Source organism: Ectopseudomonas guguanensis (assembly GCF_900104265.1).
GTDB classification, from domain to species: domain Bacteria; phylum Pseudomonadota; class Gammaproteobacteria; order Pseudomonadales; family Pseudomonadaceae; genus Aquipseudomonas; species Aquipseudomonas guguanensis.
Genome location: NZ_FNJJ01000015.1, coordinates 84,444 through 108,598 on the forward strand (window position 1 = coordinate 84,444; position 24,155 = coordinate 108,598).

Genomic DNA, 24,155 nt, shown 5'->3' on the forward strand with positions numbered 1-24,155 from the left:
AATATCGATTCGATGCGACTAGCATGGCGTCATTCCTCGCTAACCAGGAGCCCGTCATGACTTCACATCGCCGCGTCATCAGCATCCAGCCTGGCCAACCGGCCTCCGACGGCGCCGGCGTGCGCCTCAACCGCGTGATCGGCGGGCCGGGCCTGGAGCGTTTCGACCCCTTCCTGATGCTCGACGAGTTTTCCACCGACAACCCCGACGACTACATCGCCGGCTTCCCCCCGCACCCGCACCGCGGCTTCGAGACCATCACCTACATGCTCGAAGGGCGCATGCGGCACGAGGATCACCTGGGCAACGTCGGCCTGCTTGGCAGCGGCGGCGTGCAGTGGATGACCGCCGCGCGCGGCATCATCCACAGCGAGATGCCCGAGCAGGAGTCCGGTGCCATGCGCGGCTTCCAGCTCTGGCTCAACCTGCCGGCCAAGGACAAGCTGGGCGAAGCGGGTTATCGCGACATTCCCGCTACGGAGATTCCACGCGTCCACACGGCGTCCGGCGTCGAGGTGGTGGTGATCGCCGGCGAGTTCGACGATGGCGAGATACGTCAGGCCGGCGCGGTGCAGCGCCCGCACACCGAGCCGCAACTGTTCGACCTGCATCTGCCCGCCGGTGCCCGGATCGCGCCGCGCCTGGCCGATGGTCAGCGGGTCATGCTCTACGTCTACCAAGGCCTGCTCGAACTGCCCGCGGCCGACGCGCAAGCGGTCAGTGCCGGGCGCCTGGTACGGCTATCGGATCAAGGCGAACTGCAGCTGGCCAGTACGCATGGCGCGCGGGTGCTGTTGATCGCCGGCACCCCGCTGAACGAGCCCATCGTGCAGTACGGACCGTTCGTGATGAACAGCCGCGAGGAAATCGAGCAGGCCCTGCGCGACTTCCGTGACGGCGTGCTGGCCTGAAACACAAGAGCCGGATTGGTTGCAGGGCGCGCCATGCGCGCCAGGGAACGGCGCGCAGCCAACCCGCTACAGACGATAGGGCTCAGGCAGGCTGCGCCACTTCGGCCAGACCGAGAAAACGGCAGAGGTCGGCCTTGCGCGTCATCGCATCCTGGTACCCCAGCTCGATCAGCTCGCTGCAGTAGCCGGGCTCGAACAGCAGATAACTGAGCACACCGGCGCCACCGGCCTTGGTCGCCCCCGGGCCACGCAGGAACAGGCGCAGTGCCTTGGGCAGCTCACGCTGATGGCGCGCGGCGATCTGATCCAGCGGCCGGCTCGGCGCAATCACCAGCACCTCCACCGGATTGAGACCCAGCCCGCGCGGACGGCGCTCTGGCGGCACCAGCGCGCTCATCTGATTGAGCCGCTCGAGCAGTTCGATGTCGGTTTCCAGATTGTCGATGAAGGTGCTGTTGAGCATGTGCCCGCCGATCTGCGCCAGGCTCGGCGGCCGCGTGCTCGCCACCCGCGGCAGTGCAGCATTGGGCTCGAGCTGGGCATTGCCGCTGACACCGATCACCAGCACGCGGCTGGCGCCCAGGTGCAGCGCCGGGCTGATCGGCGCTGCCTGGCGCACGGCGCCGTCACCGAAGTATTCGCGGTTGATCTTCACCGGCGGGAAGATCAGCGGGATCGACGCGCTGGCGAGCAGGTGGTGCAGTTGCAGGCGGGTCGGCACGCCCACGCGGCGATGGCGGAACCAGGGATCGATGGTGGCGCGGCCCTGGTAGAAGGTCACCGCCTGGCCGCTCTCGTAGCCGAAGGCCGTGACCGCCACCGCGCGCAGTTGACGGTGGCGCACCGCCGCCGCGATGCCGGAAAAGTCCAGCTCGCGCTGCAGCAGTTCACGCAGCGGTGAGCTGTCGAGCAGTGCCACCGGAACGTCACGCCCCAGGCCGAGCAGGCTGTGCCCGATGAAGCGCGCCGCCTGACGCAGCACACCCGGCCAATCACTGCGGTACACCATATGGGTGTGAAAGCCCTGCCAGACCGTGGTCAGACGGCGCACCGCCTCGCCGAACTGCAGCGCGCCACAGGCCAGGCCAACGGCATTGATCGCCCCGGCCGAGGTGCCCACTATTACCGGAAAGGGGTTGTGCGAGGTGTCCGGCAGCAGATCGGCGATGGCCGCCAGCACCCCGACCTGATAGGCCGCCCGCGCCCCGCCACCGGAGAGAATCAGGCCGGTGACGGGCTCAGGGGAATGGGCAACTGCGGTCATCGGGCGATCCTGACTTTCTCTTGAGTATAGGTGCGCTAACGACGCTTACCGTACAGCTTCGGCTCGCCCTCGGGGCGCGTCTTGAAGCGGCGATGCGCCCACAGGTACTGCTCCGGGCAGGCACTGACCACCTGCTCGATCCACTGGTTGATGCGCAGGCAATCGGCCTCTTCGCTCTCGCCGGGGAAGCCTTCGAGCGGCGCATGGATCACCAGCCGATAACCGCTGCCATCGGCCAGGCGCTGCTGGGTGAAGGGCACCACACGCGCCTTGCCCAGGCGGGCGAACTTGGTGGTGGCGGTGACCGTTGCCGCCTGGATGCCGAACAGCGGCACGAAGATGCTCTGCTTGCGCCCGTAGTCCTGGTCCGGCGCGTACCAGATGGCGCGGCCGGCGCGCAGCACCTTGAGCATGGCGCGAATGTCCTCGCGCTCGATGGCGGTGGCATCTAGGTTGTGGCGCTCGCGGCCACGGCGCTGGATGAAATCGAATAGCGGGTTCTTGTGCTCGCGGTACATGCCGTCGATGGTGTGCAGCTGGCCGAGCAGCGCCGCGCCGATCTCCAGGGTGGTGAAGTGCACCGCCATGAGGATCACGCCCTGCCCTGCGGCCTGCGCCTGCTGCAGATGCTCGAGACCTTCGACATGGGCCAGCTTTGCCAGGCGCGACCTGGGCCACCACCAGCTCATGGCCATCTCGAAGAAGGCGATACCGGTGGAGGCAAAATTCTCCCTGAGCAGGCGCTCGCGCTCGGCGGCGCTCTTGGCCGGGAAGCACAGCTCGAGATTGCGCGCGGCGATGCGCCGGCGCGAGCCGGCCGTGCGATACATCAGCCAGCCCAGCGCCCGCCCCAGCTTCAGCTGCAGGCCGTAGGGCAACTGCACCACCAGCCACAGCAGCCCAAGGCCCAGCCACAGCGGCCAGAAGCGCGGGTGAAGAAAATAGGCGCGAAAGCGGGGGCGATCCATGAGGCGTTTCCGATCACATACAAAGTCGCGCATTCTAACCCAGTTTTCCCGAGCGCCCCGGTGACGTCGCTGCCGACAAAAGCGAATCACGACAGCCATCATCCTCGCCCCGCCCCACCTCGCTGACGCGCGCGGCTTGCGGCATGCAGCTCGAATCGCTATAAGTCCGGCATCTTTCGACTCGCCACAAGGCCCATCGCACCACCATGAGCCAAGCCGACCTCCTCGCCCAGGCCCCCGTATTCCAGCTCAAGGGCAGCATGCTTGCCATCACCGTGATGGAACTGGCGCACAACGATCTCGAACGCCTCGACGCGCAACTGACGGAAAAGGTCGCCCAGGCCCCGGCCTTCTTCAGCAACACCCCGCTGGTGCTGGCGCTGGACAAGCTACCGCAAGGCGAAGGCGAGCTGGACCTGGCCGAGCTGATGGCCGTGTGCCGCCGCCATGGCCTGCGGACCCTGGCCATCCGCGCCTCGCGTGAAAGCGACGTGGCTGCCGCCGAAGCCATGGATCTGCCCGTGCTGCCGCCCTCCGGCGCCCGCGAACGGCCCATCGACCCGGCACCGAAGAAGGTCGAGGAAAAGCCGGCAGAGCCCGAGCACAAACCCAGCCGCATCGTCACCACCCCGGTACGCGGCGGCCAGCAGGTCTACGCTCAGGGCGGCGATCTGATCGTCCTGGCCCCCGTCAGTGCCGGGGCGGAACTTCTCGCCGATGGCAACATCCATGTTTACGCGCCCATGCGTGGCCGCGCCCTCGCCGGCATCAAGGGCAACACCAAGGCGCGGATTTTCTGTCAGCAAATGGGCGCCGAAATGCTGTCGATCGCCGGCCATTACAAGGTCGCCGAAGATCTGCGCCGCGACCCGCTCTGGGGTGATGCGGTACACGTCAGCCTGTCGGGTGACGTGTTGAACATCACCCGCCTTTAACGGATACTTCCGCCACTTTTCAGGGACACAAAAGGGCATCTGGAAGCCTTGAATGGCCTACGGATTCCCGCGTTTATCTTCATTTTTTGGGGTGAATCACCTTGGCCAAGATCCTCGTAGTCACTTCCGGCAAGGGTGGCGTCGGTAAAACCACCACCAGCGCTGCCATCGGTACCGGTCTCGCCCTGCGCGGCCACAAGACCGTCATCGTCGACTTCGACGTCGGCCTGCGTAACCTCGACCTGATCATGGGCTGCGAACGCCGCGTGGTGTACGACTTCGTCAACGTGGTCAACGGCGAAGCCACCCTGACCCAGGCCCTGATCAAGGACAAGCGCCTCGAAAACCTCTACGTGCTGGCCGCCAGCCAGACCCGTGACAAGGACGCGCTGACCCAGGAAGGCGTGGAGAAGGTGATCAGCGAGCTGTCGGAAAACTTCGAGTTCGTGGTCTGCGATTCGCCGGCCGGTATCGAGAAAGGTGCCCACCTGGCGATGTACTTCGCCGACGAGGCCATCGTCGTGACCAACCCGGAAGTCTCCTCGGTGCGCGACTCCGACCGCATGCTCGGCCTGCTGGCGAGCAAATCGCGCCGCGCCGAGAAAGGCGAGGAGCCGATCAAGGAACACCTGCTGCTGACCCGCTACAACCCCGAGCGCGTTACCAAGGGCGAGATGCTCGGCGTCGAAGACGTCGAGGAAATCCTCGCCATCCGCCTGCTCGGCGTGATCCCCGAATCCCAGGCCGTGCTCAAGGCTTCCAACCAGGGTATCCCGGTCATCCTCGATGACCAGAGCGACGCTGGCCAGGCCTACAGCGACGCAGTCGATCGCCTGCTCGGCAAGGACGTGCCGCACCGCTTCCTGGACGTGAAGAAGCAGGGCTTCCTGCAGCGCCTGTTTGGAGGTCGAGAATGAATATTTTTGACTTCTTGCGTTCGCGCAAGAAGGAAACCACAGCATCAATCGCCAAGGAGCGCCTGCAGATCATCGTTGCCCACGAACGTGGCCAGCGCAGCCAGCCGGACTACCTGCCTGCCCTGCAGCAGGAGCTGGTCGAGGTGATCCGCAAGTACGTCAACATCGAATCGGACCAGGTACAGGTCGCGCTGGAAAACCAGGGCAGCTGCTCGATCCTGGAGCTGAACATTACCCTGCCGGATCGCTGATCGATCCTGGCCATGCGCACGGCGGCTTCGGCCGCCGTGTTCGTTTGTAGCAACGCGCCCCTGTAGGAGCGGATTCATCCGCGAAGCTTCTACAGGCCAAAAGCATCGCGGATGAATCCGCTCCTACACCAGCCCACACATCATGCCGCTAAGCCAGATCGAAATTCTCCACCAGGACGCCGCCCTGCTGGTGATCAACAAGCCCACCCTGCTACTGTCGGTGCCCGGCCGCGCCGATGACAACAAGGATTGCCTGGTCACCCGCCTGCAGGAAAACGGCTACCCCGAGGCGCGCATCGTGCATCGGCTGGACTGGGAAACCTCCGGCATCATCGTCCTGGCCCGCGATGCCGACAGCCACCGCGAGCTGTCGCGCCAGTTCCATGACCGTGAAACCGAGAAGGCCTACACCGCGCTGTGCTGGGGCCAGCCGCAGGCCGACAGCGGCAGCATCGACCTGCCGCTGCGCTACGACCCACCGACCAAGCCGCGCCACGTGGTCGATCACGAACTGGGCAAACACGCCCTGACCCACTGGCGCATCATCGAGCGCTGCGGCGACTGGTGCCGGGTCGAGCTCACCCCCATCACCGGGCGCTCGCACCAGCTGCGCGTGCATATGCTGTCCATCGGCCATCCGCTGCTGGGCGACCGTCTGTACGCCCACGAACAGGCCCTGGCCGCTCACGAGCGCCTGTGCCTGCACGCCAGCATGCTCGCCCTCACCCACCCGCAAACAGGCGAACGCATGCGCTTCGAGTGTCCGGCACCGTTCTGATCACTCCGGCCCGCGTGACAACCCGTAGGGTGCGCCGTGCGCACCAGCAAAGGCGGCGGCGCAGTCTCAGCCAGCGAACGCGAAGCGGTGCGCGCGGCGCACCCTACCCGCTGATAGACGCCAACTATCGCCCCAAACGAGTGCACGGCCGGCACAGGGCGATGCAAATTGGTTACACTCGCGCCATCGTTGCCCGGAGTCCCTATGCGCGAAGAACTGATCCAAGGCCTGCTCGATTTTCTCAACGCCTCGCCGACCCCTTTCCATGCTACCACCAGCCTGGCCATGCGCCTGGAAGCCGCCGGTTATCGTCACCTCGACGAACGCGCGCCCTGGCACCTTGAGGCCGGTGGTCGCTACTACGTGACCCGCAACGACTCCTCGATCATCGCCTTCAAGCTGGGTAACCGCCCAGCCGTGGACGGCGGCATTCGCCTGGTCGGCGCGCATACCGACAGCCCCTGCCTGCGCGTCAAACCCAGCCCGGAACTGCAGCGCCAGGGCTATTTCCAGCTCGGCGTGGAAGTCTATGGCGGCGCCCTGCTCGCGCCCTGGTTCGACCGTGACCTGTCGCTGGCCGGCCGCGTGACCTACCGCCGCGACGGCAAGGTCGAGAGCCAGCTGATCGACTTCTACCAGCCCATCGCCGTGATCCCCAGCCTGGCCATTCACCTCAACCGCGAGGCCAATCAGGGCTGGGCGATCAACCCGCAGAACGAACTGCCGCCGATCCTCGCCCAGCTCGCCAGTAGCGAAACCGCCGACTTCCGCGCCCTGCTCGCCGAACAGTTGGCCATGGAGCACGACTTCAACCCGGACGCGGTACTGGATTACGAGCTGAGCTTCTACGACACCCAGAGCGCCGCCATCGTTGGCCTCAATCAGGACTTCATCGCCAGCGCGCGCCTGGATAATCTGCTGTCCTGCTACGCCGGCCTGCAGGCGCTGATCGACTCGGACGACGAGGAAACCTGCGTGCTGGTCTGCACCGACCACGAAGAAGTCGGCTCCTGCTCGGCCTGCGGTGCCGACGGGCCCTTCCTCGAGCAGGTGCTGCGCCGCGCGCTGCCGGGTGGCGACGATTTCGTCCGCATCATCCAGCGCTCGTTGCTGGTCTCGGCCGACAACGCCCACGGCGTGCACCCCAACTATGCCGACAAGCACGACGGCAACCACGGTCCCAAGCTCAACGCCGGCCCGGTGATCAAGATCAACAGCAACCAGCGCTACGCCACCAACAGTGAGACCGCCGGCTTCTTCCGCCACCTGTGCCTGGAGAACGAAGTGCCGGTGCAGAGCTTCGTGGTGCGCAGCGACATGGCCTGCGGCTCCACCATCGGCCCCATCACCGCCAGCCAACTGGGCGTGCGCACCGTCGACATCGGCCTGCCCACCTTCGCCATGCACTCGATCCGCGAACTGGCCGGCAGCCATGACGTCGATCACCTGGTGAAAGTACTGACGGCCTTCTATTCCAGCCCTGAACTCCCCTGAGAACCTATTTAAAGTCTGCTGCGCTTCGGCCCTGCTGCGTTAAAAACTGGCTCGAAATGCTCATTTACAACTCGTAAACTCCGCTTTCTCGCCAGTTTTTGCCTTGCATGGCTCTAGCTCGCGAAACTTTAAAAGAGGTTCTAAGACCTACGATGATCGAACATATCCGCAACAGCCTGCAGGAAGCCCAGCGCGCGCTGGAGGCCTTCCTCGCCAACGAACAGACCCTGGGCAATATCCAGAAAGCGGCCGAACTGCTGATCGCCAGCTTCGAGAACAAGGGCAAGGCGTTCTCCTGCGGCAACGGCGGCTCGATGTGCGATGCCATGCACTTCGCCGAGGAGCTGACCGGGCGCTACCGCAACAACCGCCCCGGCATCGCCGCGGTGTCGATCAGCGACCCCAGCCACATCAGCTGCGTGGCCAACGACTTCGGCTACGACTTCATCTTCTCGCGCTATATCGAGTCCCACGGCCACGAAGGTGACGTGCTGATCGCCATCAGTACCAGCGGCAAGAGCCCCAACGTGGTCAAGGCCGCCGAAGCCGCCAAGGCGCTGGGGGTGAAGGTGATCGCCCTGACCGGCAAGCCCGGCTCGCTGCTGGAGAGCCTGGCCGATGTGTGCATCTGCGCCCCCGGCGGCGATTACGCCGACCGCGTGCAGGAGCTGCACATCAAGACGCTGCACATCCTCATCGAGCTGATCGAGCGCAAGCTCAGCCCGCAGAACTACGCCTGAGCGCAGCGCTAACGGTCGATCACCTGCCCGCGCATCGGCGCCAGGCGCGCCAGCAGGCGGTTCTGCGCCGGCGTCGGCACGCCCTCGGCCTCCATGGCGTCCTGCAGGTGCTCGACCAGGGCGTTGAAGTCGCTGGGGGTCAGGCGCAGGCCCTTGTGGCTCTCCTCCATGCTGTCGCCGGTGTAGACGCAGGGGCCGCCGCTCTCGAAGCACAGCTGCTCGATCAGCTTCTCGCGCAGGCGCTCGATGTCGATGCCGCGAAAGTGCCGGGCGATGCGCGGATCGCGTGCGGAGCCCAGCAGCATGCCTTCGACGATCCGCACGATACCGGGCTCCTCGCCCAGGGCGTGGTAAAGACCGTCGTCGCGCGGCGCCTGCTGGGCGCAGGCGGCCAGCAGCAGCGGCAGGCAGAGCACGGCCAGGCGCATGTTCAGAAACTCCCCTGCACGGACAGGTAGACACCGTCCTGGTTGTCCAGCGTGGCGATCTCGCCGAGCCGCGCGTAGGCCAACACCACGGCCAGGTTCTTGTTGGGGAAGTAGCCGACGAACAGATCGGCCCAGTCGCTCTCGCCGGCAAAGCTCAGGTTGTCGGGTTTTTCCCGATACTCGATGCCCACTGCCCAGTGCCGATCCAGCAGCACCGCCACCGAGCCTTCCTTGAGCCAGGAATGGCGGTCGCGGCGGTCGCCACCGAAGCCCAGCAGGCCCAGTTCGTTGGCCCGGCTATAGCGCAGGTTGGCGTTGAGCAGCAGGTTGTAGCCGAAAGCACCGCCGAGGATCAGCCGGCTGGCCGCCAGGTAGCCTTCGCTGTCCTCGCGGCGCTGCGCGCCGACCAGGCTGGGCACGAGGAAGTCGCGCTGACGCTTGTGCTGCAGGCCGAGGGAAATCTGCGGCAGGCGGTCGTAGATCAGGTCGCCGGCCAGGCGCAGCTTGAGGCCGAGCACGTCCTGGCTGAGGCTGTTGTCCGGCAGGCGCAGGTCGCGCGCCAGGGTGCCGAGGTCGAAGCGCTGGCGCGCGTAGGAAAGCTCGATGCGGTTGCCGTAGGCCGCCGCCACGCCGGCCACGTCGAGGCGGTAGTCGCCGGTTTCGACGCGGGTGGCGAACACGTCCGCGCCCCATTCGCCGCGCTCGCCGTAACCGGCCAGCACCGCCCAGGGCATGATGCCGCCACCGGCGGCGCCCTCCAGGCTGGTGGCTCCGCCGGTGGCCAGCAAGCGACCCTCGCCGGCGCTAGCCAGCCCGGCGCACAGGTATAGTCCCAACAGGCAGGCGAGTCGCATGCTTCAGTGCACCTTGGCCAGGGGGGGACGATAGGGCTGCGCCAGCCAGGCCTCGAAGGCCTCGGCGGCCAACGGCCGACTGATCAGGTAGCCCTGGGCGGTGTCGCAATGCCAGCGCTGCAAAAGATTCAGGCTGGACGCCAGCTCCACACCCTCGGCGACCACCTTGAGTCCCAGGCTGTGGCTCATTTCGATGGTCGAGCGCACGATCACCGAGTCCTCGCGGTGGTCGTCCAGCTCGCGGATGAAACTCTGGTCGATCTTCAGCTCCTGCACCGGCATGCGCTTGAGCTGCGCCAGCGAGGAATAGCCGGTGCCGAAATCGTCCACCGACAGGCCGATGCGGTAGTCGCGCAAGCCGTGCAGCACCTGCAACGCGCGCTCGGGATCGAGCATCACGCCGCTCTCGGTGATCTCGAAGATCAACTGCTCCGGTGCCACCCGGTAGCGCGCCAGCAGCGCGCCGACCCGCGCCGGCAAGCCGGCGTCCAGCAGGTCCTCGGTGGAGATGTTCAGCGATACCTGCACCCAGACGCCGCGCCCGTCCCACTCCTGCAACTGGCGCATGACCTCCTCGATGACCCAGGCGGTGAGCAGCTGGATGCTGCCGGTGCGTTCTGCCAGCGGGATGAATTCGCCGGGCGAGACCATGCCCAGCTGCGGATGCTGCCAGCGCAGCAGCGCCTCGGCCTGGCGCACGCGGCCCTCGCGAATATCCAGCTTGGGCTGGTAGTGCAGCAGCAGCTGGCCCTGTGCGGCGGCGTGGCGCAGGTCGCGAATCAGCTGGACCTGGCGCTGCTGGGCGGCGTCGCGGCCCTGCTGGTAGAGCTGCAGGCGACCGGGGTGGCGGGCGGCATCCTGCATGGCGATGCGCGCACGGCGCAGCAGATCGTCCGGGGTGTCGCCATCGGCCGGATAGGCAGCGATGCCGATGCGGCACTCCAGGGCGACGTCCAGCGTGCCGATGCGCAGCGGCTTGAGCAGCAACTGATGCAGGCGGTCGGCGCTGGCCACCGCGCTGCCGCCGTCGCACTCCTGCAGCAGCAGGAGGAATTCGTCGCCCAGCAGGCGCGCCAGGCTGTCGCCGGGGCGCAGGGTCGCCTGCAGGCGCCGGGCCAGCTGCTGCAGGGCCAGGTCACCGCCGCCCTGGCCGCAGCTCTCGTTGATCGCAGCGAAGTTGCCCACGCCCAGGTAAAGCAGGGCGGTGGGGCGCCCGGCGGTGATCGCGCTGCCGAGCCGCTCCAACGCCAGGGTGCGGTTGGGCAGACCGGTCAGCGCGTCGTGCAAGGCGCTGTGCGCCAGCTGCCGCTCGCGCTCGGCGATGCCGCGCTGCATGTCGTTGACCGCCAGCGCCAGCAGGCCCAGCTCGTCGCTGCGCGCCAGGGCCACCGCCTGCTGGTAGTCGCCGCGGCCGATGCGCTGGGCGGCGGCTGCCAGCGCGCGCACCGGCCGCGACACGCTGCGTGCCAGCAGCAAGGCGCCGATCAGCGAGGCGAGCATGGCTCCCAGACTGATCAGCAGTATGCGTCGATCCAGCGGTGCGAACGCCGCCTCGGCCTCGCCGAGGGACTTGTGCAACAACGCCTCGACCCGATAGCCGGGGCCGCTGGCCAGCTGCAGATGCTGGCCGAAGTAGTGCTCGATGCCGTCGCCGAAGCGTTGCGGCATCGCGCCGTCCCCCTGGATCTTCGCCTCCAGCAGGGCCTGAGCCCGGGTCGGCAGGGTGCTGATCCAGGTCGGCGCCGCGCCATCACGACTGGCCACCAGGCTCAGCTCCAGATGGGTCAGCTCGCGCAGCTGCAGGGCGAACTCGCGATCCACGGCGAAGCCCACCAGCACACGGGCGATCGGCAGCGGTGCGCTCACCGTGGCATCCACCAGCAGGTAGATCTGCCTGCCGATCGGCAGCAGGGACAGGTGCGCGCCGTCGCGCCGCGGCAGCGACTGAGCACCGAGGCGAGCCAGCGCCTCGGCGTCGATGTCCGGGTCGGTGCTCACCTGCAGGCTGCCGTCCAGGCCCAGCAGGAACACCGCGTCGGCGTTGATCCGCGCGCCCTGGTTGGCCAGCGCCGAGCGAATGGTCGGGGTATCGCCACTGATCACTGCATCCTTGAAGCCGAAGTCGGCCGCCAGCACCTGAGCGGCCTGCCGCAGCTGGTCGCTGCGCAGCGCCAGCAGTTGCTCGAAAACCCGACTGCCGACGTTCAGCTGCTCCTGCGCCTGAGCGCGCACGGCGGCATCGGTGGCGGCCTTGACCGCGACATAGAGGGCACCGATCACCACCAGCAGCAGCAGGACGAGGACGCCGCCGATGCGCGCCTGAAAGCTATTGCGCAGCATCTTCGACCGCCTTCCTGAAGGCCTCGCCAAATGCGCTCGGCGCGGGCGGCGCCGGCGGTTCGACGGGGCCGCTGCTGGCCAGGGTGAAACGCTGGCTCAGCGTCTGCGTCTGCACCTGCAGCTCGCCGGCAGTCTGCGGCAGCAATTGCGGATTGCCCGGATGCCAGAGCGTGACGACGTAGCGACCGGCCGGCAACCCGGCAATGGCCGCCCTGCCCTGCTCGTCGCTGACGGCGAACCAGGGATCGTCGGTGACGTAGATATAGCCGAGCATCCAGTCGTGGATATTGCAGCCCAGCACCACCAGCCCGGGCTGGTCGAACAGCACCGGCTCGCTCGGCGTGCCCTGGTAAAGGCGCAGCTCGAAACGCTTGGCCGGCGAGAAGGAATAGACATGGTGGCGAATGTCGTCGCTGTTGGGGAAGGACACCAGGGTGCCGGTACGCACCGCCAGCACATGGGGCCGGAACTGCTTGTCACGCTGATCCATGCGCGCCGGCGGTGGCGCCTCGGGCGCCTCCAGCGGGCCGCGCAGCGTGATCACCGCATCGGCCAGGGGCTGGCCGGAGGCATCCGTCAACTCGGCATGCAGCGCTGCCGCGGGCGCCAGGCCAGGCAGGGCCAGAGCGGTAAACAGGAGGAAGGGAAGCAGGCGGGAATTGCGAACAGTCATGCGCGAGCCTTGGCCCGAGCCAGCGGCCGGGCGTTCACAGGATTTCATGCCGTCTTGGCAACCGGGTTTGGCGTACTGAATGGACAGCCTAGCTGGCCGGAGGCGAACCGGCCAATATCGGCCGGCCGGGGCGCTACTCGCTGCGCAGGCGCTTGGGCGTAAGGCCGAGGTAGCGACGCATGGAGGTGGTCAGCGCGCTCTGGCTGGAGAAACCGCATTCCTCGGCGATGCGCACCAGCGGCAGGTTGCTCTCGCGCAGCATGCGTGCAGCGCGGTCGAGGCGGGTCTTGAGCAGGTATTGATGCGGGGTGAGGCCGACGCTGTCCTTGAACTGAGCGTGGAAGTGACTGGGGCTCAGGCACATCACGTGCGCCAGCTCGGCGACGCTGATGCGCCGCGCCAGATGCTCGCCGATGTAGTCGTCCAGACGCTGCAGATCCAGCGGCCCTTGCGGCTGCCGGCGCTGCTCGCCAAACAGACGCAGGTGCAGGGCGCGCAACAGCACGCCACCGAGAGAACGCGCGAGGATGGAATCGCTGCCGTAACGCTCGAGCTCGGCGCCGGCGTAGGTCAGCAGGTGCTGGAAATCGACATCGAGGGCCGGATAGCGCGGCGTCTCGAACAGACGATGGAGCAGCTCCAGGTCTTCGCTGGGTGTGTCGTGCTCGTCCAGGTCGAGAATCAGCATGCGGTTGTCGCCCATGCCGGCGAACTGGTGAGCGGCGTCGCCTGGCACCAGGCAGGCGCGCATGCGGCAGACCTCACCGCCGCGTCCGCCGACCTCGAATTCGGCGCGACCGACCAGGGACATCACCAGTTGATGATGGTCATGGGCATGTTCATGGGCCTGTTCATCCAGGCGAATCACACGGGCTTGCAGCATCGCAAAAGACTGGCGGCACGAAACAAGGGGTTGCACTTTACTCCTTTCCACGGAAAAACGCCGCAACCACCTATCAGCGAAACGGTTGCACTTATAGCAACCAGACACACCCGAGCAGTCTGACCTCAAGCGAGTCGCTTACCTGGCCTGATGAAACGATGCGCCTATGACCCATGCCTGGCGTGAACCGTTGAAAAAATCCCGAGGTCGCCCCATGTAGCATTCAACGTCCACGCAAAGGTGCTCCATGAACGATCAGGACAACACCCCGGAAGCCGTCGAAGTTCACGTCCAGGCCAGCAGCACTGGCCTGGTACTGCCCGCGCAGCAGTTGCCGGACAAGCTCTACATCATCCCCATCCACAACCGCCCGTTCTTCCCGGCGCAGGTGTTGCCGGTGATCGTCAACCAGCAGCCCTGGGGCCGCACCCTGACGCGCGTCGGCAACACCGAGCACAAGTGCATGGCGGTATTCTTCGTCGACACCCCGCCGGACGAGCACGGCGAGTTCGATCTCGACAGCCTGCCCGAGCACGGCACCCTGGTGCGCGTGCACCATGTCAGCGAGGAAGGCGGCAAGCTGCAGTTCGTCGCTCAGGGCCTGACCCGCGTGCGCATCCGCGGCTGGCTCAGCCGCCGTGGCCCGTACCTGGCCGAAGTGGACTACCCACAGCCGCCTGCCGACCCGCGTGACGAGGTCAAGGCCTACGGCATGGCGCTGATCAATGCGATCAAGGAGCTGCTGCCGCTCAACCCGCTGTACAGCGAGGAGCTGAAGAACTACCTCAATCGCTTCAGCCCCAACGACCCGTCGCCACTTACAGACTTTGCCGCCGCGCTGACCACCGCCTCCGGCCATGAGCTGCAGGAAGTGCTGGACACCGTGCCCATGCTCAAGCGCATGGAGAAGGTGCTGCCGCTGCTGCGCAAGGAGGTCGAAGTCGGCCGCCTGCAGAAGGAGCTGTCGGCCGAGGTGAACAAGCAGATCGGCGAGCGTCAGCGCGAATTCTTCCTCAAGGAGCAGCTCAAGCTGATCCAGCAGGAGCTGGGCATCAGCAAGGACGACAAGAGCGCCGACCGCGAGGAATTCCTCGCCCGCCTCGAGGGCAAGACCCTGCCCGCGCCTGCGCAGAAGCGCATCGACGAGGAGCTGAACAAGCTGTCGATCCTCGAGACCGGCTCGCCGGAGTACGCCGTCACCCGTAACTACCTGGACTGGGCGACCGCCCTGCCCTGGGGCATCCACGGCCAGGACAAGCTCGACCTCGGTCGCGCGCGCAAGGTGCTGGACAAGCACCACGCCGGCATGGACGACATCAAGCAGCGCATCACCGAGTTTCTCGCGGTCGGCGCCTTCAAGGGCGAGATCGCCGGCTCCATCGTGCTGCTGGTGGGTCCACCTGGCGTGGGCAAGACCAGTATCGGCAAGTCCATCGCCGAATCCCTCGGCCGGCCGTTCTATCGCTTCTCGGTAGGCGGCATGCGTGACGAGGCGGAAATCAAGGGCCATCGCCGCACCTACATTGGCGCCATGCCCGGCAAGCTGGTGCAGGCGCTGAAGGAAGCCGAGGTGATGAACCCGGTGATCATGCTCGACGAGATCGACAAGATGGGCACCAGCTACCAGGGCGACCCCGCCTCGGCGCTGCTGGAAACCCTCGATCCGGAGCAGAACGTCGAGTTCCTCGACCACTACCTGGATCTGCGCCTGGACCTGTCCAAGGTGCTGTTCGTGTGCACCGCCAACACGCTCGACTCGATTCCCGGGCCGCTGCTCGACCGCATGGAGGTGATCCGCCTGTCCGGCTACATCACCGAGGAAAAGCTCGCCATCGCCAAGCGCCACCTGTGGCCCAAGCAGCTGGAAAAGGCCGGCGTACCGAAGGCGCGCCTGTCCATCAGCGACGCGGCGCTGCGCGCGGTGATCGAAGGCTATGCCCGCGAGGCCGGCGTACGCCAGCTGGAGAAGCAGCTGGGCAAGCTGGTGCGCAAGTCGGTGGTCAAATTGCTGGAAGATCCCGAAGCGAAAATCCGCATCGGCACCAAGGATCTGGAAGACACTCTGGGCATGCCGGTGTTCCGCAACGAGCGGGTGCTGGCCGGCGTCGGCGTGATCACCGGCCTGGCCTGGACCAGCATGGGCGGCGCCACCCTGCCGATCGAGGCGACGCGCATCCACACGCTCAACCGCGGCTTCAAGCTCACCGGCCAGCTCGGCGAGGTGATGAAGGAGTCGGCGGAGATCGCCTACAGCTACGTCAGCTCGCATCTGAAGCAGTTCGGCGGCGACCCGAGCTTCTTCGACCAGGCCTTCGTCCACCTGCACGTACCGGAAGGCGCCACGCCCAAGGACGGCCCCAGCGCCGGCATCACCATGGCCAGCGCCCTGCTCTCCCTGGCGCGCAACCAGGCGCCGAAAAAGGGCGTGGCCATGACCGGCGAGCTGACCCTCACCGGCCAGGTGCTGCCCATCGGCGGCGTACGCGAGAAGGTGATCGCGGCGCGCCGGCAGAAGATCAATGAGCTGATCCTGCCGGAGGCCAACCGTGGCAGTTACGAGGAGTTGCCGGACTATCTCAAGGAAGGCCTGACGGTGCATTTCGCCAGGCGTTATGGGGATGTGGCCAAGATACTGTTCGACTAAAGAGGCCCAATGTAGGAGCGAGCTCTGCTCGCGAATGTCGGCGAACCTGAAAGCTTCGCGAGCAAAGCTCGCTCCTACAGCAAACCACGCATCTCCAAGGTCGCCACCGACAGGTCTATGCCGCTATGCTGGGCCAGGTTTCGTCGACTGGAGTTCGTCATGCACGCCACCTTGCGCCTGCTTACCCTGCCCGCCCTGGCCCTGCTCAGCGCCTGCGCGCATCAATCCGGCACGCTGGAGCTGAAGAAGGATCGGCAGTGCCCGCTGACGCTGAACAAGGGCCAGCAGCTGATTCTCAGCCTGCCCAGCAACCCCACCACCGGTTTTCGCTGGGAGGTCCGTGATGGCGCGGCGAACGTACTGCAGAGCCTCGGCCCGGAGGTCTACAGCAATCCGGAAGACGCCGGGCTGGTGGGCGCTGGCGGCATCTCCACCTGGCGCTTCACCGCTCGCGAAGCCGGCGAGGGCCGCCTGCTGCTGACCTACCAGCAGCCCTGGGAGCCAAACGTGCCGCCGGCGCAAACCTTCGAGTGCGAGCTGCGGGTGAAGTGAAATAGTCGCGCATGGTACGGCTTCTGTGGGAGGGGCTTTAGCCGCCACGGCTCGAAGCGAATCGCCGCTAAAGCGCCTCCCACCGACCGTAGGGCGGGTGCAACCCGCCACTCCCTCATGGCGGGTTTCACCCGCCCAAGCTGAAATTGACAAGGGGCGCAGATGCGCCCCCCTTCGTTTCCAGCGTTTCGCGGCTGAAGCCGCTCCTACAGTCAGAGGCTTACGCGATCTGGGTAGGAGCGGCTTCAGCCGCGAATGCCGCTATCCAGAGGCTCAGCTCTTGAGCCGGTAACCGGTCTTGAAGATCCAGCCCACCAGGAGGATGCACAGCGCTAGAAAGCCCAGCACCATGGCCAGGCTGACGCCGACATTGACGTCGGACACGCCGTAGAAGCTCCAGCGGAAGGCGCTGATCAGGTACACCACCGGGTTGAACAGGGTCACCGTCTGCCAGGCCGGCGGCAGCATGCTGATCGAATAGAAAGCACCGCCGAGGAAGGTCAGTGGCGTGACGATCAGCGCCGGGACGATCTGCAGCTTCTCCCAGCCATCGGCCCACACGCCGATGATGAAGCCGAACAAGCTGAAGGTCAGCGCCGTCAGCACCAGGAACGCCGCCATCCACAGCGGATGCTGTATCTCGAAATCGACGAACAGCCTGGCGGTGAGCAGGATGATCAGACCGAGGATCACCGACTTGGTCGCTGCTGCGCCGACATAGCCGATCAGAATCTCCAGGTACGACACCGGCGCCGAAAGAATCTCGTAGATGCTCCCCGAGTACTTGGGCATGTAGATGCCGAACGAGGCGTTGGAAATGCTCTCGGTCAGCAGCGCCAGCATGATCAGGCCAGGGATGATGAAGGCGCCGTAGCTCACGCCCTGCACCTGGGTCATGCTCGAACCGATGGCCGAGCCGAATACCACGAAGTACAGCGAGGTGCTGATCACCGGGGTGGCGATGCTCTGCAACAGGGTGCGCCAGGTGCGCGCCAGCTCGAACAGGTAGATGGCCTTGATGGCGTACAGGTTCATGCGCGCGACTCCTTGATCAGGCCGACGAAGATTTCTTCCAGGGAACTCTGGCTCGACTGCAGATCCTTGAAGTCGATGCCGTGCTGGGTCAGATCGCGCAGCAGTTCGGCGATACCGGTGTTCTCGTGCTGGGCGTCGAAGGTGAACACCAGGGCATGGCCCTGATCGGCCAGCTCCAGGCCATAGCGCGCCAGCTCGGCCGGCACGCAGGACAAAGGCTGCTGCAGGTGCAGAGTGAGCCGCTTCTTGCCCAGCTTGTGCATCAGTACCTGCTTGTCCTCCACCAGGATGATCCGCCCCTTGCTGATCACCCCGATGCGGTCGGCCATTTCCTCGGCCTCCTCGATGTAGTGGGTGGTGAGGATGATGGTCACGCCGCGCTCGCGCAGGCGCCGCACCATGTTCCACATGTCGCGGCGCAGCTCGACGTCGACGCCGGCGGTAGGCTCGTCGAGAAAGAGAATCTGCGGCTCGTGCGACAGCGCCTTGGCGATCATCACTCGGCGCTTCATGCCGCCGGACAGCTCCATGATCTTGGCGTCCCGCTTGTCCCACAGCGACAGGTCCTTGAGCAACTGCTCGAGATAGGCCGGATCGGGCTTCTTGCCGAACAGGCCGCGGCTGAACTTGACCGTCGCCCAGACGGTTTCGAACACGTCGCTGACCAGCTCCTGCGGCACCAGGCCGATCTGCGAGCGGGCCGCGCGGTAGTCGCGGACGATGTCCTTGCCGCCGACCAGTACCCTGCCCTCGCCCGGATTGACGATGCCGCAGATGATGCTGATCAGCGTGGTCTTGCCGGCGCCGTTGGGCCCGAGCAAGGCAAATATCTCGCCCTGGCGAATGTCCAGGTCGATGCCTTGCAGCGCCGGATGCCCGGACGCATAGGTCTTGTTCAGTTGCGAAATGGAGATGACCGACTGCACGGTGGATGGCCCCTTGCCTGCGGAAAACGCCACAGTTTACAGGGCATGAGGCACCGACATCAGCGCAGAGGAGAAAAAACGGCGCACTTGTGGTGCGCCGGGGATGCTGCAGGTGAGGTAGAGAACGATTACAGCGCTTGTGGCGATGTAACGATAGGCCAGGCGGCAGCGCTGCCCGGCATATTCGCTGGCGAGCGGGATCAGAGCGGCGTCAGCAGCTTGCCGGTGGCGATGAAGGCGCGCAGGTTGTCCAGCACCAGATCGGCCATCTGCTGGCGCGTCTCGACGCTGCCGCTGCCGACGTGCGGCAGCAGCACCACGTTGTCCAGTTCGCGCAGCGCCGCCGGCACCTGGGGTTCGCGCTCGAAGACGTCCAGCCCGGCGCCGCCAATCACCTTCTGTTGCAACGCCGTGATCAGCGCGGCCTCATCGACCACCGAGCCACGTGCCACGTTGATCAGAAAACCATCCGGGCCGAGTGCTTCGAGCACCTCGGCGTTGATCAGATGATGGGTGGCCTTGCCGCCGGGGCAAGTCAGCACCAGGAAATCCGCCCAGCGCGCCAGCGCCAGCAGATCCGGCTCGTGCTGGTAAGGACTGCCCTCGACCGCACGGCGATTGTGGTAACGCACCGGCATGGAGAAACCCGAGGCGCGCAGGGCCACTGCCTCGCCGATGCGCCCGAGACCAACGATACCCAGGCGCTTGCCGCTGACCCGACGCGCCAACGGGAAACCCGTGGTGCTGTTCCAGGCGCCGCTGCGCACGAAGCGATCGGCCTCGGACAGACGTCGCGCGCTGTCGATCATCAGGCCCATGGCCAGGTCGGCCACGCAGTCGTTGAGCACGTCCGGCGTGGTGCTGAGCACGATGCCACGATCGCGCAGCAGCTCCAGCGGATAGGGGTCGTAGCCGACACCGAAGCTGCAGATGGCGCGCAGATTCGGCAGCAGCGCCAGCTGATCAACTGTGCAGCCGAAACGTGCCGAGGACACCATGTAGATGAACTGCTCGCCATGCTCGCGCAGGAACGCCAGCGGCTCGGCCTGTTGCCACAGCGCGCTGACCTCGTATTGCTCGGCCAGCTCGCGGTTGAAACGCTCGCTCAGCGGGCCGACCTGCAACACCTTGGGTTTGCTCATGGAACCTCCTGTCTCAAACATGCGATTTACAGCAATTTGCCCGGATTCATCAGTCCGGCCGGATCCAGCGCCTGCTTGACGCGGGTCATCAACTCCAGCTCCAGTGGCGCCTTGTAATGCTGCGCGGCCAGGCGCTTGGACTGGCCGAGGCCATGTTCAGCGCTGATGCTGCCGGCATAGCGCAGGGTCTGGTCGTAGATCACGCGCATGATCGCTTCGGCCTGCGCCTTGAACGCCCCATCCTCGGCGCCGGCTGGCTTGCTGATGTTGTAATGCAGGTTGCCGTCGCCAACGTGGCCGTAGGTGACGATGCGCACACCGGGGAAGGCTTGCTGCAGTGCGGCATCGGTACGTTCGATGAAGTCGGGGATACGGCTGACCGGCACGCTGATGTCGTGCTTGAGGCTCGGCCCCTCATGGTTCTGCGCCTCCGAGATGCCTTCGCGCAGCGCCCACAAGGCGCGCACCTGCGCGTCGCTGGCGGCGACCACGGCATCCAGCGCCACGCCCTGCTCCAAGGCGGCGCCGAGGCCCTGCTCGAGCAGTTCGTTCAGGGGCGCATTGGGCTGGGTGTCGCTCAGCTCGATTAGCACGTACCAGGGATGCGTTTCGGCGAACGGATCACTGACACCGGCGACATGGCGCAGGACGAACTCGACGCTTTGCCGCGACATCAGCTCGAAGCCTGTCAGGCGGTCGCCGCACAGTCCGCGCATCTGCCCGATCAGCTCGACGGCCGCCTGCGGGCTGGGCAGCGCCACCCAGGCAGTGGTCAGGCTGCGCACGGCAGGAAACAACTTGAGCACGGCGGCGGTGATGATGCCCAGGGTGCCTTCGCTGCCGATGAACAGGTGCTTGAGGTCGTAACCGGTATTGTCCTTGCGCAACCCGCGCAAGCCGTCCCAGACGCGCCCGTCGGGCAGCACCACTTCCAGCCCCAGCGTCAGGTCGCGCATGTTGCCGTAGCGCAGCACCGCGGTGCCGCCGGCATTGGTCGCCAGGTTGCCACCGACCGTACAGCTGCCCTCGGCGCCCAGCGACAGCGGGAACAACCGGCCGACTTCGGCGGCGGCCTCCTGCAGTTGCTGCAGGATCATCCCGGCCTCGACGGTGATGGTGGCATTGGCCACGTCCACTGCGCGGATACGCTTCATGCGTGTCAGCGACAGGACGATCTGCGCCCCGGAATCATCCGGAATCGAGCCGCCGCACAGGCCGGTATTGCCGCCTTGTGGCACCAGGGCGACGCCGGCCTGCGCGCACAGACGCACCACGGCGGCAACTTCCTCGGTCGAAGCCGGGCGCAGCACGGCAGCCGCCTGGCCGCGGTAGGCACCACGCCAGTCGCTCAGGTAACTCTGCATACGCTCGGCGTCAGTGATCAGGCCAGCCTCGCCGACCGCCTCGCGCAATGCCTGCAGCAGAGCATCGGACAGGCCACTCATCTCAGGTCACCGGCGCCGGGTTGAACAGCACCAGATCGTTGTGCAGGCGCAGCTGCTCGGCGCAGGTCTGCTTGCGACCGCTGGCCACGTCCAGATAGAGCTGGAAGATGTGCCAGCCCATTTCCTCCAGCGTCATGCGCCCGGAGACGATCTGCCCGGCGTCGACATCGATCAGATCGGGCCAGCGTTCGGCCAGTTGGGTGCGCGTGGCCACCTTGATCACCGGCACCATGGACAGGCCATAGGGCGTGCCACGACCGGTGGTGAAGATGTGCAGGTTCATGCCCGCTGCCAGTTGCAGGGTGCCGCAGATGAAGTCGCTGGCCGGCGTGGCGCAAAACCACAGGCCCTTGCCACGAATCCGCTCGCCCGGCGCGACCACACCGGCGATGGTGCCGTTGCCGGACTTGGCGATGGAGCCCATGGCCTTCTCGACGATGTTGTTCAACCCGCCCTTCTTGTTGCCCGGCGTGGTGTTGGCGCTGCGATCGGCCATGCCGCGCGCAAGGTAGCGGTCGTACCAGTCCATCTCGCGGATCAGCGCATCGGCCACCTCGACGCTGGCGGCACGCGGCGTGAGCAGGTGGATGCCGTCACGCACTTCGGTGTTCTCACTGAACATCACAGTGGCACCAGCGCGCACCAGCAGGTCGGCGGCCACACCCAAAGCCGGGTTGGCGGTGATGCCGGAGAAGGCGTCGCTGCCGCCGCACTGCATGCCGACCACCAGCTCGGAGGCCGGCACGGTCTCGCGGCGACGCTGGTCGAGTACCTTCAGGCGCTCCTCGATCATGGCCATGATCTGCTCGACCATGCCGGCGAATCCGCTGCCGGAATCCTGCAGACGGAACAGCCAGTCTTCCTCGTCCATGCCGTTGGTGAGCTGGTCGCCATCCATCAACTGGTTGGCCTGCAGTTTCTCGCAGCCGAGGCTGATCACCAGCGCCTGGCCACCCAAGTTGGGGTTGCGGCTGATGTTGTACAGCGTGCGGATCGGCACCACGGCGTCCGGCGCATTGATCGCCACGCCGCAACCGTAGCTGTGCGACAGCGCCACCACGTCGTCGACGTTGGGGTATTTGGGCAGGACTTCCTTGCGCACGCGCTCGACCACGTGACCGAGCACGCCGACCACGCACTGCACCGTGGTGGTCACACCCAGGATATTGCGCGTGCCGACGCTGCCGTCCGGGTTGCGGAAGCCTTCGAAGGTGTAGCCCTCCAGCGGCTCGCCAGGTGCGGTCTTGAGGGTCGCCTTGGGCAGGTTGTCCAGCAGCGGTGGCTCGGGCATGCGCAACACCTGCTCGGTGACCCAACTGCCGGCGGCGATGGGCTTGAGCGCATAGCCGATGACCTCGCCATAACGCACCACCTCGTGCCCTTCGGCGATATCCACCAGCGCCACCTTGTGGCTCTGCGGGATGCCTTCGACAGCCGTCAGGCCATCGTCGAATTGGCCGCCCGCGGCAACGCCCTGGTCATTGACCACCACGCCGACATTGTCGGTCGGGTGCAGGCGGATATAGCGGGGCGAATCCTGATGGGGAATCAACTGCATGACGCTTGCTCCTGTTGTGCGTTCAGGATGCCGAGCCAGACGCAGCGTCCAGCTCGACCCTGTGAATACGGCCGACGATCAGGCCGAAGCTCACGACCGCCAGCAGGGCATTGAGGCCGACATAGACCAATGCCCCATCGAAAGAACCGCTATGACTGACCAGGTAACCGATAACGATGGGTGTGGTGATCGCCGCCAGGTTGCCGAAGGTGTTGAACAGCCCGCCGGACAGGCCAAGGATCTGCCGGGGCGAGGTGTCGGCCACCAGCGTCCAGCCCAGCGAGCCGAGGCCCTTGCCGAAGAACGCCAGGGCCATCAGTGCCACCACGGTGGCATCGCTGTCGACGTAAATGCACAGCACCACCGCGCTCGACAGCAGCAGACCAAGCACCATCGGCAGCTTGCGCGCCAGGGTCAGCGAATGACCACGGCGCAGCATGCCGTCGGACAGCAGCCCGCCGAGCACGCCACCGACGCAACCACTGATGGCCGGCAAGGCGGCGGCGAAACCGGCGCCGAGAATGCTCATGCCGCGCGCCTGCACCAGGTAAACGGGGAACCAGGTGAGAAAGAAGTAGGTAATGGCGTTGTTGCAGTACTGACCGAGGTAGATGCCGATCATCGTGCGCTGGCGCAGCAGCAGGCCCAGGTAGCGCCACTGCGAACCGCCACTGCCGCCACGCTGCCCTTCCAGATCGATCAACGCCCCGCCCTGTTCCAGGTGGGCCAGTTCAGCCGTCCCGATACGCGGATGCTGACGCGGGCCGTGCAGCTGTTTGAGCCAGACGAACGACAGCGCCAGACCGAGACAACCGAGCACGATGAACACCGATTGCCACCCCATGGTTTGCACCACCCAGCCCATCAACGGCGCGAACAGCGCAGTGGCGGCGTACTGCGCCGAACTGGAGATGGCCGTGGCGGTAGCGCGCTCGGCTGTGGGAAACCAGGAGGCGGTGATACGCGCATTACCGGGAAAGCACGGCGCACTGGCGAAGCCCACCAGCAGCCGCAGCAGGAACATCGAGGTCACCGCCCAGGTGCTGGGCAGCCAGCCGACGAAGCCCTGCAGCAGGGTCAGTACCGACCAGATGAACAACGCCAGGGTGTACACCGGCTTGGTGCCGAAGCGATCGAACAGCCAACCACCGGGAATCTGCCCGATCACGTAGGCCCAGCCGAACGCCGAGAAGATGTAGCCGAGCGTCACCGCGTCGATGCCGAGGCCAGCCTGCATCGCCGAACCGGCGACCGACAGACTGGAGCGATCGGCGAAGGTGATGGTGGTGACCAGAAACAGCATCAGCAGGATGCTGTAGCGCACACGACCCGGTTTGGCATCTGGCATCGGCAAGGCTCGTGAGACAGAAGGAAAGGCTGTGCCCGTATTGCGGACCGAACACCCCGTAGGGTGGGC

The 24,155-nt window shown here is 65.9% G+C and carries 22 protein-coding genes; 9 read left to right on the forward strand and 13 right to left on the reverse strand.

The features are described from left to right. Positions 1 to 56: 56 nt before the first annotated feature. Positions 57 to 911, forward strand: coding sequence for a pirin family protein (locus BLS61_RS20200; RefSeq protein ID WP_090433885.1), 855 nt, complete (start codon positions 57 to 59; stop codon positions 909 to 911). Between the two features lie 82 nt (positions 912 to 993). Here BLS61_RS20200 and BLS61_RS20205 read toward each other — a convergent pair whose 3' ends face one another. Next, entirely contained in the window at positions 994 to 2,175 is a 1,182-nt protein-coding gene (locus BLS61_RS20205; RefSeq protein ID WP_090433887.1) for a patatin-like phospholipase family protein, read from the reverse strand. A gap of 35 nt (positions 2,176 to 2,210) precedes the next feature. Further along, complete coding sequence (locus BLS61_RS20210) at positions 2,211 to 3,143, reverse strand: lipid A biosynthesis lauroyl acyltransferase (RefSeq protein WP_090433889.1); 933 nt, start codon at positions 3,141 to 3,143, stop codon at positions 2,211 to 2,213. 206 nt (positions 3,144 to 3,349) lie between these two features. On the opposite strand from BLS61_RS20210, the gene minC reads away from it, so the two are divergent. From minC to lpcA, 6 genes are all read left to right on the forward strand, one after another. Next, the gene (gene minC, locus BLS61_RS20215) at positions 3,350 to 4,078 is read left to right on the forward strand and encodes a septum site-determining protein MinC (RefSeq protein ID WP_090433891.1); all 729 of its coding nucleotides are present in this window, start codon (positions 3,350 to 3,352) and stop codon (positions 4,076 to 4,078) included. A gap of 101 nt (positions 4,079 to 4,179) precedes the next feature. Continuing rightward, positions 4,180 to 4,995: a septum site-determining protein MinD gene (gene minD / locus BLS61_RS20220; RefSeq protein WP_090433894.1), complete on the forward strand. Its 816-nt coding sequence runs from the start codon at positions 4,180 to 4,182 to the stop codon at positions 4,993 to 4,995. After that, entirely contained in the window at positions 4,992 to 5,246 is a 255-nt protein-coding gene (minE, locus tag BLS61_RS20225) for a cell division topological specificity factor MinE (RefSeq protein ID WP_003241592.1), read from the forward strand. Before minD ends, minE begins: the two co-directional genes overlap by 4 nt. Before the next feature lie 142 nt (positions 5,247 to 5,388). After that, the gene (locus BLS61_RS20230) at positions 5,389 to 6,024 is read left to right on the forward strand and encodes an RluA family pseudouridine synthase (RefSeq protein WP_059390669.1); all 636 of its coding nucleotides are present in this window, start codon (positions 5,389 to 5,391) and stop codon (positions 6,022 to 6,024) included. A 204-nt stretch (positions 6,025 to 6,228) separates the two neighbouring features. Beyond that, positions 6,229 to 7,518 carry a M18 family aminopeptidase gene (locus BLS61_RS20235; RefSeq protein ID WP_090433896.1) on the forward strand — a complete coding sequence of 430 codons (1,290 nt, stop codon included), beginning with the start codon at positions 6,229 to 6,231 and terminating at the stop codon, positions 7,516 to 7,518. A gap of 152 nt (positions 7,519 to 7,670) precedes the next feature. Continuing rightward, positions 7,671 to 8,258, forward strand: coding sequence for a D-sedoheptulose 7-phosphate isomerase (gene lpcA / locus BLS61_RS20240; RefSeq protein WP_090433897.1), 588 nt, complete (start codon positions 7,671 to 7,673; stop codon positions 8,256 to 8,258). Positions 8,259 to 8,266: 8 nt separating this feature from the next. Here the strand turns inward: lpcA and BLS61_RS20245 are convergent, their stop codons facing one another. The 5 genes from BLS61_RS20245 to BLS61_RS20265 all read right to left on the reverse strand — a co-directional run bounded on the left by BLS61_RS20245 (position 8,267) and on the right by BLS61_RS20265 (position 13,436). After that, complete coding sequence (locus BLS61_RS20245; RefSeq protein WP_090433899.1) at positions 8,267 to 8,686, reverse strand: group I truncated hemoglobin; 420 nt, start codon at positions 8,684 to 8,686, stop codon at positions 8,267 to 8,269. Positions 8,687 to 8,688: 2 nt separating this feature from the next. Continuing rightward, the gene (locus tag BLS61_RS20250) at positions 8,689 to 9,540 is read right to left on the reverse strand and encodes a DUF3034 family protein (RefSeq protein WP_090433901.1); all 852 of its coding nucleotides are present in this window, start codon (positions 9,538 to 9,540) and stop codon (positions 8,689 to 8,691) included. A 3-nt stretch (positions 9,541 to 9,543) separates the two neighbouring features. Next, a complete protein-coding gene (locus BLS61_RS20255) occupies positions 9,544 to 11,880 on the reverse strand; it encodes a putative bifunctional diguanylate cyclase/phosphodiesterase (protein ID WP_090433903.1) in 2,337 nt (778 codons plus the stop codon). Continuing rightward, positions 11,867 to 12,553, reverse strand: coding sequence for a hypothetical protein (locus BLS61_RS20260; RefSeq protein ID WP_090433905.1), 687 nt, complete (start codon positions 12,551 to 12,553; stop codon positions 11,867 to 11,869). Before BLS61_RS20260 ends, BLS61_RS20255 begins: the two co-directional genes overlap by 14 nt. A gap of 133 nt (positions 12,554 to 12,686) precedes the next feature. Beyond that, positions 12,687 to 13,436, reverse strand: a complete 750-nt coding sequence (locus tag BLS61_RS20265; protein ID WP_090433907.1) for a helix-turn-helix domain-containing protein — start codon at positions 13,434 to 13,436, stop codon at positions 12,687 to 12,689. 247 nt (positions 13,437 to 13,683) lie between these two features. On the opposite strand from BLS61_RS20265, the gene lon reads away from it, so the two are divergent. Next, positions 13,684 to 16,080 (forward strand): endopeptidase La, encoded by a 2,397-nt coding sequence (gene lon / locus BLS61_RS20270; protein WP_090433909.1) that lies wholly within the window; start codon positions 13,684 to 13,686, stop codon positions 16,078 to 16,080. A gap of 159 nt (positions 16,081 to 16,239) precedes the next feature. Beyond that, positions 16,240 to 16,632, forward strand: a complete 393-nt coding sequence (locus BLS61_RS20275; RefSeq protein WP_090433911.1) for a protease inhibitor I42 family protein — start codon at positions 16,240 to 16,242, stop codon at positions 16,630 to 16,632. A 273-nt stretch (positions 16,633 to 16,905) separates the two neighbouring features. Here BLS61_RS20275 and BLS61_RS20280 read toward each other — a convergent pair whose 3' ends face one another. The 6 genes from BLS61_RS20280 to BLS61_RS20305 form a co-directional block, all read right to left on the reverse strand. Further along, positions 16,906 to 17,667 carry an ABC transporter permease gene (locus tag BLS61_RS20280; RefSeq protein ID WP_090433913.1) on the reverse strand — a complete coding sequence of 254 codons (762 nt, stop codon included), beginning with the start codon at positions 17,665 to 17,667 and terminating at the stop codon, positions 16,906 to 16,908. After that, positions 17,664 to 18,593 carry an ABC transporter ATP-binding protein gene (locus BLS61_RS20285; RefSeq protein ID WP_090433915.1) on the reverse strand — a complete coding sequence of 310 codons (930 nt, stop codon included), beginning with the start codon at positions 18,591 to 18,593 and terminating at the stop codon, positions 17,664 to 17,666. The genes BLS61_RS20280 and BLS61_RS20285 overlap by 4 nt, the downstream gene beginning before the upstream one ends. Before the next feature lie 200 nt (positions 18,594 to 18,793). Beyond that, positions 18,794 to 19,735 (reverse strand): 2-hydroxyacid dehydrogenase, encoded by a 942-nt coding sequence (locus BLS61_RS20290; protein WP_090433917.1) that lies wholly within the window; start codon positions 19,733 to 19,735, stop codon positions 18,794 to 18,796. A gap of 26 nt (positions 19,736 to 19,761) precedes the next feature. Beyond that, the gene (locus tag BLS61_RS20295; protein ID WP_090433919.1) at positions 19,762 to 21,180 is read right to left on the reverse strand and encodes an FAD-binding oxidoreductase; all 1,419 of its coding nucleotides are present in this window, start codon (positions 21,178 to 21,180) and stop codon (positions 19,762 to 19,764) included. 1 nt (position 21,181) lies between these two features. Beyond that, on the reverse strand, positions 21,182 to 22,738 hold the full coding sequence (gene garD, locus BLS61_RS20300) for a galactarate dehydratase (protein WP_090433921.1): 1,557 nt from the start codon (positions 22,736 to 22,738) through the stop codon (positions 21,182 to 21,184). Positions 22,739 to 22,760: 22 nt separating this feature from the next. Continuing rightward, positions 22,761 to 24,086, reverse strand: coding sequence for an MFS transporter (locus BLS61_RS20305; protein WP_090433932.1), 1,326 nt, complete (start codon positions 24,084 to 24,086; stop codon positions 22,761 to 22,763). Positions 24,087 to 24,155 lie beyond the last annotated feature (69 nt).

Coding starts and splice junctions, on each gene's coding strand:
- BLS61_RS20200 (WP_090433885.1), top strand. CDS start 57: ATGACTTCACATCGCCGCGTCATCAGCATCCAGCCTGGCCAACCGGCC.
- BLS61_RS20205 (WP_090433887.1), bottom strand. CDS start 2,175: ATGACCGCAGTTGCCCATTCCCCTGAGCCCGTCACCGGCCTGATTCTC.
- BLS61_RS20210 (WP_090433889.1), bottom strand. CDS start 3,143: ATGGATCGCCCCCGCTTTCGCGCCTATTTTCTTCACCCGCGCTTCTGG.
- minC (WP_090433891.1), top strand. CDS start 3,350: ATGAGCCAAGCCGACCTCCTCGCCCAGGCCCCCGTATTCCAGCTCAAG.
- minE (WP_003241592.1), top strand. CDS start 4,992: ATGAATATTTTTGACTTCTTGCGTTCGCGCAAGAAGGAAACCACAGCA.
- BLS61_RS20230 (WP_059390669.1), top strand. CDS start 5,389: ATGCCGCTAAGCCAGATCGAAATTCTCCACCAGGACGCCGCCCTGCTG.
- BLS61_RS20235 (WP_090433896.1), top strand. CDS start 6,229: ATGCGCGAAGAACTGATCCAAGGCCTGCTCGATTTTCTCAACGCCTCG.
- lpcA (WP_090433897.1), top strand. CDS start 7,671: ATGATCGAACATATCCGCAACAGCCTGCAGGAAGCCCAGCGCGCGCTG.
- BLS61_RS20245 (WP_090433899.1), bottom strand. CDS start 8,686: ATGCGCCTGGCCGTGCTCTGCCTGCCGCTGCTGCTGGCCGCCTGCGCC.
- BLS61_RS20250 (WP_090433901.1), bottom strand. CDS start 9,540: ATGCGACTCGCCTGCCTGTTGGGACTATACCTGTGCGCCGGGCTGGCT.
- BLS61_RS20255 (WP_090433903.1), bottom strand. CDS start 11,880: ATGCTGCGCAATAGCTTTCAGGCGCGCATCGGCGGCGTCCTCGTCCTG.
- BLS61_RS20260 (WP_090433905.1), bottom strand. CDS start 12,553: ATGACTGTTCGCAATTCCCGCCTGCTTCCCTTCCTCCTGTTTACCGCT.
- BLS61_RS20265 (WP_090433907.1), bottom strand. CDS start 13,436: ATGCTGCAAGCCCGTGTGATTCGCCTGGATGAACAGGCCCATGAACAT.
- lon (WP_090433909.1), top strand. CDS start 13,684: ATGAACGATCAGGACAACACCCCGGAAGCCGTCGAAGTTCACGTCCAG.
- BLS61_RS20275 (WP_090433911.1), top strand. CDS start 16,240: ATGCACGCCACCTTGCGCCTGCTTACCCTGCCCGCCCTGGCCCTGCTC.
- BLS61_RS20280 (WP_090433913.1), bottom strand. CDS start 17,667: ATGAACCTGTACGCCATCAAGGCCATCTACCTGTTCGAGCTGGCGCGC.
- BLS61_RS20290 (WP_090433917.1), bottom strand. CDS start 19,735: ATGAGCAAACCCAAGGTGTTGCAGGTCGGCCCGCTGAGCGAGCGTTTC.
- BLS61_RS20295 (WP_090433919.1), bottom strand. CDS start 21,180: ATGAGTGGCCTGTCCGATGCTCTGCTGCAGGCATTGCGCGAGGCGGTC.
- garD (WP_090433921.1), bottom strand. CDS start 22,738: ATGCAGTTGATTCCCCATCAGGATTCGCCCCGCTATATCCGCCTGCAC.
- BLS61_RS20305 (WP_090433932.1), bottom strand. CDS start 24,086: ATGCCAGATGCCAAACCGGGTCGTGTGCGCTACAGCATCCTGCTGATG.